This window comes from Bacillus sp. RC240 (assembly GCF_044907945.1).
Classification (GTDB): domain Bacteria; phylum Bacillota; class Bacilli; order Bacillales; family Bacillaceae_G; genus Bacillus_A; species Bacillus_A mycoides.
Map to the genome: position 1 here is coordinate 26,066 of NZ_JBIYCT010000020.1, position 7,709 is coordinate 33,774.

Below are 7,709 nucleotides of genomic sequence, written 5' to 3' on the forward strand. Positions count from 1 at the left end.
GTCCCTCCCATTTTAACTCATCATTTGTACTTCTTTTTCTAAACACTCAATACATATTGTTGTTATATTGTCGTCAACTACCTCACGAATTAACATTTGTTCACAATACTGAATTGTGATTGGAAATTTCAAAACCCACAAACATTTTTCAAGGCAAATTGAACATATTGGCATTGTATCTATATCTTGTTCTAACATCTAATCGCATCCTTCTTTAGTTTTTCATGTACTACTGCCTATTTTGTAGTAAATAAAAAGATGCCGTCATTTTTAAAATTTCTCATTTAATTTATAGATACCCTTCGAATTACTCATTCTTTTTGCTAGTATCCATTCTTCATTTTTTATATTTCATTTAAACTTATTTAATTACTATCTATTTATAGGTGGCACTATGGTGACAAGAATGTATTTGCAAATAAAAAAAAGCCTTAACTACTTTCGCAGAAAAGACTTTCTCTAACTTGTTTAGCAATTTTTATTTCAGATCTATATAGAATCGTTTTAATTGTACTTCTTGAAACATTCAAATGTTTAGCAATTTTCTCTTGTGTAATTCCTCTTCCTCTTGACATGATATATATTTCTCTTTCATATTTTGTCAAAGTAGAGAGCGCATCTTCTAGTTTTATTCTTTCCCCTTCTGAAATGGTACTTTCCTTGTTTTCATCATCCCATGCATATGTTGTATCAGTACTACGAAAATATCTTTGCATTAACAAGGAATCATATGATTTTTCTCGTTGGTAAGCAGCTCTACGTTCTATTCCCCGGCGATTACCCGGCATCTTTGCATTCTTCATCCACTCCAAAGCATATGTGACATCACTAATCATACTCGTTAATATTTTAATCTCTTCTTCTTTTGCACTTATTTTGGCACGCTCTAACTTACATAAAGTTTCCTTATATTGGATAATCAAATCTCGCATATACTATTCCCACCCTTATAACAAAGCAAAATTGTTAAAAATAGAGACCATCTAAATCTACATTTAATTTCCATTTATTTTTTCTCAGCAAAAACTAAAATTATTTAAAAAAATCTTCCTTAATACTATCTATCATTGCTACTTTGTACTTATATGATATATGTATATAACGATTCGTTCTTATCTCTTTTTCATCATTTTTTTACATAAAAATAACCACCTGCTTGTTTACACAGGTGGTTATAATCCATATTAAAAACTTATTCATTATTAGTAATCTTTACACTCCTCAACCTCAATCCCTAATGCATATGCATAGTTGTAAAAAGCAGTATTTCTTTTTCTATAATAATCTCCCTCGGATAAATTCAACTCTTTCATAACCTCATATCTATTAACTCGATTCTTTAACAAATATTTTCGAATAATTATTCTATCACTTTCAATATCTAGCTTTTCTAACCCTTTGTTCATCGCAATAATATAATTAATCCGCTCTTCTTTCGCATTTTCTTTTAATATATTTTCTTTCGAGAGTATCGTTTCGTTAAGATAATTACACTTCATAAATAATCTGTATTTCTTTATAGCTTTCAGTACATTTTCTTTTGTAGCTTCTTTATTTAATACTGGTAATTCTATATTTAACATGTTAAGCCCCTTTCTTATCATTTATCATAATTTAAATTTCATATATTAATTTGCTATTAAGGCTTACATTCTTTATGTATTATTTCATATATTGTATTGCTAACATTTATTTTCTTATCCTTATGATTTTTGATTAATTTTATTAACTCATCACTATTTAATTCATACAATTGTTTATCCTTATATTTGTAAATTCCATTTTCAATAAGTTGATTAATTAAAAATAACTTCATCTTGCTACACCACCATATCTTCAACGAAAAATTGAATCTCAATATCTTTTGAATTATAATAACAAATTGCGCCCCCATTAATTGGAACACATCCTACTACAATTTGAGATTCACTACCACTTTTTACAATAGCCACTTTATACAATTTATTATCTCTTTCAACTACATCACCAAGTCTAAACTCATCTATTTTACGCCCTTTGATAGCGAATAATTTTGCCCGTTCAAATAATAATTTTTCACTTTTTTCAGCTTTCCTAATTTTTAATTTCGTACTCTTTTCAAAATGACCATAATTATTAGAGAACTCCTCTCCATTAATCCAGAACCAATTACCATGCTTTATTTCTTTTTCATTTTCTTTACAATATTCAGCGATGAATTTTTCACTTTTTTCATTTTCAATATACAATAGTTCTCCTTTTCGAATAGTTTCTCTACAATCTATAAATTCATTCTCAAAAAAGAAATTAATTTGTTGATAGCTTTCTTTTTTCCCTAAATAATCAGCAATCACTCTTTCACCTTCTATTTTCCAACACATCGGTGTCTCTTGTACTGTTGTAATCCAATTTGTTTTCATTCGTTTAATTGCTTCAAATCCTTTATATGTTCTCATTTTCAAGATGCCTCCATTTAATTATTTAAAACATATTAAATAAACTTAAAAACTGCTTTCAATGTACATACGTGGAATTTCTGATCAAATGCTCTTTCCATTCCTCATATTCTTTCTTAACTTCCGAATAACTTCACTTACTCGCTAATTAAAAGAACCAATTCATACAGTACAAATTTCTTGAACAATATGTTTTCATCTGCATCTATATTTCCTACACAATATATATTCTTTTCCTAAAAAGGTAATTTTCTCTTACGCTTATCTCTTGTTTTTTTAAATTCTATGTGTCGATATGTATTAAACATACGAGATGTAACTCTTTCATCGTACGCTTTTATAATTGCCTCACCTGTTAAATTCGTTGTGATAATTGTTTTTTTCCCTTGTCGTCCATCAAATAGTTTAAATAACACACGATTTACAAATGCTGTTGCTTTTAAATCATTAATATCCATATCCCCTAGCTCTGCTCCTAGATCATCAATGACTAATAAATCCATAGAAATTAGCATATTTGTTATGCTATGCTCTGTTTCACATGATTGCGTATTAAATGTCGAACGTATGTAATCAAAGAGTTCTGAACTTGTAACATACATAACTTTATCCAAACTTTGTTCATTCATTTCATGCGCTATAGAGTATGCAATATGACTTTTTCCAGCTCCAACTTTACCCACGAGAATCAAATTAAATCGAATATCATTTAAATAGTCTGTAAGAGCCTTTTTAGCTAAAATTAAATTGTTTTCATCCTCTTCACACTCTGATATAAATGTCGAAAATCTAGCTAATTTAATAGTTTCATCTTTAATAAGACTATGATCGTAAAATATACTTTTACGTTTTCTTTCCTCTTTTTCATAACGAAAAACATTCATTTCTTTTTCTAACCTTCTATTTTCTTCTTCTAAACGACATACTGGACAAATCGTTTCACCCTGAATCTCCATCAATCTTACCATTCGCTTCCTCTCCTGCTTACATATCAGACATGTATCAGAAAGGAAGTTCATTCTCTTCGAAAGACTTTGTACTATATCTGTTACCTTTGTTAAAGCCATTTGATTTCACCATCTTTCTCTGTTGCAAATATCCCTCAAATTTAGTTCCAAATAAGGTTTCTGGTCTTAAATATTTTGCCTGTTCTGTATAAAGCCATTCTTTCGCCTTCGTCTCAATAACTTCTTTAAATTCATTTATATTAAATCCCTCTTGTAGTCTAGATTTAATTAACATTTGCGTCTTTTTAGTTGAAATACGATAACTTGTATTACATACACTGTTGAGATAATTAATTATCTCTACTATATCTTTTTGAGTGGTATTCTCTGAGTTAATCTTTTGTGTAGTCTCTGGTATTGGTTGAGACATATTATCATTTTCCATCATGACAATATGTTCTTTTCGTTGAGACAATTTGTCACAATCGTTATCTATTTCTAATTCAACTAGTCTGTTATAATTTATTGAATACCATTTTGTTTTATCAAACTTTAATTTGTTATAGTTACCACTTATCAATAAATTAAACTCTTCTAGATTTTTAACAATACGTTTCAACGTTCTTTCATTCCAAAACGGGAATTGTTTATGCCAATTTGTAATGCTATTATAGACCCAATAACGATCATCATAATAATGTTTCGAGCGCTTGAGCCAATAATGTATTTGTTGAAGAAAAATTGCCTCGTTCAACCCAATCTTACTTGCTAATCGAGGTAATACTAATAGTGGCTCATCCTGTATTAGCAAACTACTCATTTTATCTTCCTCCAGACTTTTTTTCTTAAAATCAATATATTAAATTTATGATACATTTAAGGTTTTATTCTCCTAAACCTTTAAATTTCCCAACCTATTAATACTTTTATAGCTTGATTTGCTTGCTTCCTTGTAAGATCACTCAGTGATTGAATTTTAAGTTTTTCTTTTAATTTATTTTTGATTTCTTCTTTTGATATTACTCCATCATATTTCAATGCTATTATATGCATTTTGGCATAAATCATTTTTAACTGTTTATTCGAAAGTTTTTCCGATTCAAAAAAACTAGTATTACTAAATTCTTCATTTTCATTAGTACTCTTGCTGACATATCCCGGTTTTTTTGTCACTTTAAAAACCATGTTTAATCCTCCTCCCTACAATAGAATTTCCTATAAGATTTATTTTTAAGACGATAGTCTTTCTTTTCTTACACCTCATTCTCTGTTAGCCAATTTAATAAAAATGCCTTCGTTTCTTTAGCCAGAAAATACCATTCCCCGCCCACTTTAAATTTTTGAAAACGCTGATCAAAAAAAGAGTTCTTTTTGAATCGTATTCCATAACATGCACGTTCTTTTTTTTTATTCACTTGTATCCCAAAATACAAATTCTGCATCCACTTCTTTAAGCTTTTCTTCTAATTTTTCTAAATATAATCTTCTGATCGCTCTTTCATCTACTTGAATATTTAGCATTCTATATTTCACCTCAATTTTTATATACCAAATACACTTTAGCGTTTCATTTTTTGAATCTCTTTCCTTCTTTTCTAATTTAAAACCTATATATAAAGTACCTTTAATAGTAGAATTATTAGATATTTTGTTTAAAATAGCCCCAAAAACATTCTATAATCCAGATATAAATACGTGCATTTTTGTCACAAATTATTTAAAAAAAGATCAGGGAACAACTCTTCTATAGATTTCTCTAAATAGCACGATAACATATGTGCCTCTTTCAGAGTGAATTCACTTTTATTATGTTCTTTTGCCCAATATGTACGTGGAGAAACATTAAGAAAATCAGCAACTTCTTCAATAGTTTTTCTCTTTAATTTTCTTTCTAAAAATATCATCTTGTGCATTTTTGTCACCTCTTTTCAAATTCAAATATAGTACTACGTGACAAAACAGTCAAGAATTTTTTTACCAAATAACGAAGAAAGTTGCATTTTTGTCACACCAATTATATAATCAATCAAGACGGAGGTGACAAAAAGTCATGAAATCATTCGGTTTAAAATTATCTCAATTGATGAAGAAAAATAATATGACAGACGAACAATTAGCTGAATTATTATCTGTTAGTAGAACTACTGTTTTACGGTGGAGAAATGGTGAAAGAAGCCCTAAAATGTCAAAAATATCTCAAATCGCTAAGATATTAAATGTCTCTGCAACCTACTTTATTGATGAAAATGAATCCTATGGTCCTGAAGATCACGCAATTACCAAACGGAATATTTCCATTTATGGTACAATCGCAGCTGGTAAACCAATTGAAGCTTTAGAAAATGTTATTGGTGATATACAGGTACCTGATATCATTTTAGATAAATATGGATTTGAAAAACTATTAGCACTTCGTATAAACGGAGACAGCATGAATAGAATTGTACATGATGGACATATAGCTGTACTTGAGAGGACAACAAATATAAATAATGGCGACATAGCCGCTGTACTCATCAACGGATATGACGCCACTTTAAAAAGAATATACAAAACCAATAATAGAATTATCCTAGAACCAGATTCTTTTGATCCTAGTATACATCCATTAATGTTTGATTGTACAGATATAGAAAATTGTCCAGAAATAAAAGTAGTTGGAAAATACATTTGGAGTTGTGCACCAATTCAATAATATCTCATAATGAATTAAGTTATTTTTTAATAAGTTTTAAAGTAAGGGGGCTTTCTCCCCTTCTTTTTTATAGGAGAAATTTATCTTGGCTAGTTTCAGGGAATTTTGATTTTTTGTGGGTGTTTTGTAGGTGAATTACTCTTCTTTCAAATAAAAGTGTTTTACCCACAACATAAAAAAACATCAAAACGTTTTGTGTCAAGGGTTTGAACCTCTTATTATAGAGACATATACTGATCGCGTTCCCATTGGTGAACTTGTGTGCGGAATATACAGTCCGCTTTCGCCTCTTAAACGTTCAATCACACTTGATACTTCTTCAAGATTTATACTTGGATACTTTTTCTTGCCCAATTTAAAATACCTTTCTTATAAATTAATACGGTAATCTAATATTAACATGGTGCAGTTTCAAGGGTAAGTTATCAGAAGACATATGAAGTCAACATTCTACAAATTATAATAAATTAAATCTTGTTAAAACAAAAAGAGATGTCTTAGTAGTATACCTAGGACATCCCCTTCATTTTATAATATCTAGATGCTATACATCTCTAACAATTAAATATTTATTCTACCTAAAACATCGTATTATCATTAGCTGCTTCACTTGGAATCTCCTGTATTACATCCCAATGTTCGACAATCTTACCATTCTTTATACGAAATATATCCACTATAGCAACTCCCTTATCTTGAGAATTAGCACGAGAATGTACATGAAGAGCAACTGTATCTCCTTCAGCTACTACACGTTTAATCTCTGCAGAGGAATTAGGATTTTTAACAAAATCCTCCTTAAAGAAATCCATGAAGGCTTTTCGTCCATCAGCAACAAAAGGATTGTGTTGCTTATAATCTTCGCCTACATATTTAGGGATAATATCGATATTGTGTTTATTAAAAACTTCATTATAGAAATCAACTACCATCTTTTTATTCTTTTCATTTTCTGTCGCTTCTTTTGATACTGATGCAACATTCTCGCTCTTTATTGCGTTACCTTTGTTTTTACCTGTGGAAGCTTGAAATATCAACGTCGACACAATTCCTAAAATAAACACAGAAATAATTATTATTATTAAATTTTTCTCTAATTTCATATATCCTTACCTCTTCTAATCATATAAATTATATTCCATATCATACTTGAAGAAGGAGAAACCTTCGTCAAAATGTGATATAAGGGGTAATGTTAGTAAAATCTGTTTATCCTAACACTACCCCTTATACAAGGCATGTTAGAAACTAATAACTCTAACTTAATACCTCATTAACAGTTGCACTGTCCACAATTTGAATAAACTTCTTAACTTTATCGTTTTTATCAAACTCATACAGATGACAAAAATCTGCTATAAACGATTTCCCTGTTGCTTTATATGTCCCACTATATTTCCCATAAACAATAACAGTATTATTATTAAATGTATAAATTTCATCCTTTGCACTATAGTTATCCCATTCCGTGCCAAGGCGTTCATGTACATTTTTCACCACTTCATCTGGACCTATATAAGTCCCCGCATATGGAAATCCAGCAGCTTCTGTCCAAGATACATTTTCACTTAAATACGTTTTGAAAGCATCCAATTTTCCTTCGCCAGTTAACACATACGTTTCATGTAATAG

At 29.6% G+C, this 7,709-nt stretch carries 12 protein-coding genes; 1 reads left to right on the plus strand and 11 read right to left on the minus strand.

Annotated features, from left to right (window positions below; genetic code table 11):
- Positions 1–12: 12 nt before the first annotated feature.
- The 9 genes from ABH955_RS28430 to ABH955_RS28470 form a co-directional block, all read right to left on the minus strand.
- The gene (locus ABH955_RS28430) at positions 13–198 is read right to left on the minus strand and encodes a hypothetical protein (RefSeq protein WP_000892960.1); all 186 of its coding nucleotides are present in this window, start codon (positions 196–198) and stop codon (positions 13–15) included.
- A gap of 233 nt (positions 199–431) precedes the next feature.
- On the minus strand, positions 432–932 hold the full coding sequence (locus tag ABH955_RS28435; protein ID WP_404491935.1) for a sigma-70 family RNA polymerase sigma factor: 501 nt from the start codon (positions 930–932) through the stop codon (positions 432–434).
- 270 nt (positions 933–1,202) lie between these two features.
- On the minus strand, positions 1,203–1,583 hold the full coding sequence (locus tag ABH955_RS28440) for an ArpU family phage packaging/lysis transcriptional regulator (protein WP_404491936.1): 381 nt from the start codon (positions 1,581–1,583) through the stop codon (positions 1,203–1,205).
- A 56-nt stretch (positions 1,584–1,639) separates the two neighbouring features.
- Positions 1,640–1,816: a Fur-regulated basic protein FbpA gene (locus tag ABH955_RS28445; RefSeq protein ID WP_000765290.1), complete on the minus strand. Its 177-nt coding sequence runs from the start codon at positions 1,814–1,816 to the stop codon at positions 1,640–1,642.
- 4 nt (positions 1,817–1,820) lie between these two features.
- Positions 1,821–2,435 (minus strand): hypothetical protein, encoded by a 615-nt coding sequence (locus ABH955_RS28450; RefSeq protein ID WP_404491937.1) that lies wholly within the window; start codon positions 2,433–2,435, stop codon positions 1,821–1,823.
- 236 nt (positions 2,436–2,671) lie between these two features.
- Positions 2,672–3,502 (minus strand): ATP-binding protein, encoded by an 831-nt coding sequence (locus tag ABH955_RS28455; RefSeq protein WP_483862317.1) that lies wholly within the window; start codon positions 3,500–3,502, stop codon positions 2,672–2,674.
- Entirely contained in the window at positions 3,438–4,202 is a 765-nt protein-coding gene (locus ABH955_RS28460; RefSeq protein ID WP_000096620.1) for a conserved phage C-terminal domain-containing protein, read from the minus strand. The genes ABH955_RS28455 and ABH955_RS28460 overlap by 65 nt, the downstream gene beginning before the upstream one ends.
- An 80-nt stretch (positions 4,203–4,282) precedes the next feature.
- Complete coding sequence (locus tag ABH955_RS28465) at positions 4,283–4,567, minus strand: hypothetical protein (RefSeq protein ID WP_377867356.1); 285 nt, start codon at positions 4,565–4,567, stop codon at positions 4,283–4,285.
- A 521-nt stretch (positions 4,568–5,088) separates the two neighbouring features.
- Complete coding sequence (locus ABH955_RS28470) at positions 5,089–5,295, minus strand: helix-turn-helix transcriptional regulator (RefSeq protein ID WP_000549412.1); 207 nt, start codon at positions 5,293–5,295, stop codon at positions 5,089–5,091.
- A 137-nt stretch (positions 5,296–5,432) separates the two neighbouring features.
- Here ABH955_RS28470 and ABH955_RS28475 point away from each other — a divergent pair, with 137 nt between their 5' ends.
- On the plus strand, positions 5,433–6,077 hold the full coding sequence (locus tag ABH955_RS28475; protein ID WP_404491938.1) for a LexA family protein: 645 nt from the start codon (positions 5,433–5,435) through the stop codon (positions 6,075–6,077).
- A 578-nt stretch (positions 6,078–6,655) separates the two neighbouring features.
- Here ABH955_RS28475 and ABH955_RS28480 read toward each other — a convergent pair.
- Both ABH955_RS28480 and ABH955_RS28485 read right to left on the minus strand, forming a co-directional pair.
- Positions 6,656–7,180, minus strand: a complete 525-nt coding sequence (locus ABH955_RS28480; protein ID WP_404491940.1) for a nuclear transport factor 2 family protein — start codon at positions 7,178–7,180, stop codon at positions 6,656–6,658.
- A 154-nt stretch (positions 7,181–7,334) separates the two neighbouring features.
- Positions 7,335–7,709 (minus strand): nuclear transport factor 2 family protein (locus ABH955_RS28485; protein WP_404491942.1); only part of this gene is annotated, 375 nt, incomplete at its 5' end.

What these genes read in the sequence shown, in the direction of transcription:
- ABH955_RS28465 (WP_377867356.1), bottom strand. Translation starts at nt 4,567, where the DNA reads ATGGTTTTTAAAGTGACAAAAAAACCGGGATATGTCAGCAAGAGTACT.
- ABH955_RS28470 (WP_000549412.1), bottom strand. Translation starts at nt 5,295, where the DNA reads ATGCACAAGATGATATTTTTAGAAAGAAAATTAAAGAGAAAAACTATT.
- ABH955_RS28455 (WP_483862317.1), bottom strand. Translation starts at nt 3,502, where the DNA reads ATGGCTTTAACAAAGGTAACAGATATAGTACAAAGTCTTTCGAAGAGA.
- ABH955_RS28450 (WP_404491937.1), bottom strand. Translation starts at nt 2,435, where the DNA reads ATGAGAACATATAAAGGATTTGAAGCAATTAAACGAATGAAAACAAAT.
- ABH955_RS28440 (WP_404491936.1), bottom strand. Translation starts at nt 1,583, where the DNA reads ATGTTAAATATAGAATTACCAGTATTAAATAAAGAAGCTACAAAAGAA.
- ABH955_RS28435 (WP_404491935.1), bottom strand. Translation starts at nt 932, where the DNA reads ATGCGAGATTTGATTATCCAATATAAGGAAACTTTATGTAAGTTAGAG.
- ABH955_RS28445 (WP_000765290.1), bottom strand. Translation starts at nt 1,816, where the DNA reads ATGAAGTTATTTTTAATTAATCAACTTATTGAAAATGGAATTTACAAA.
- ABH955_RS28480 (WP_404491940.1), bottom strand. Translation starts at nt 7,180, where the DNA reads ATGAAATTAGAGAAAAATTTAATAATAATAATTATTTCTGTGTTTATT.
- ABH955_RS28475 (WP_404491938.1), top strand. Translation starts at nt 5,433, where the DNA reads ATGAAATCATTCGGTTTAAAATTATCTCAATTGATGAAGAAAAATAAT.
- ABH955_RS28430 (WP_000892960.1), bottom strand. Translation starts at nt 198, where the DNA reads ATGTTAGAACAAGATATAGATACAATGCCAATATGTTCAATTTGCCTT.
- ABH955_RS28460 (WP_000096620.1), bottom strand. Translation starts at nt 4,202, where the DNA reads ATGAGTAGTTTGCTAATACAGGATGAGCCACTATTAGTATTACCTCGA.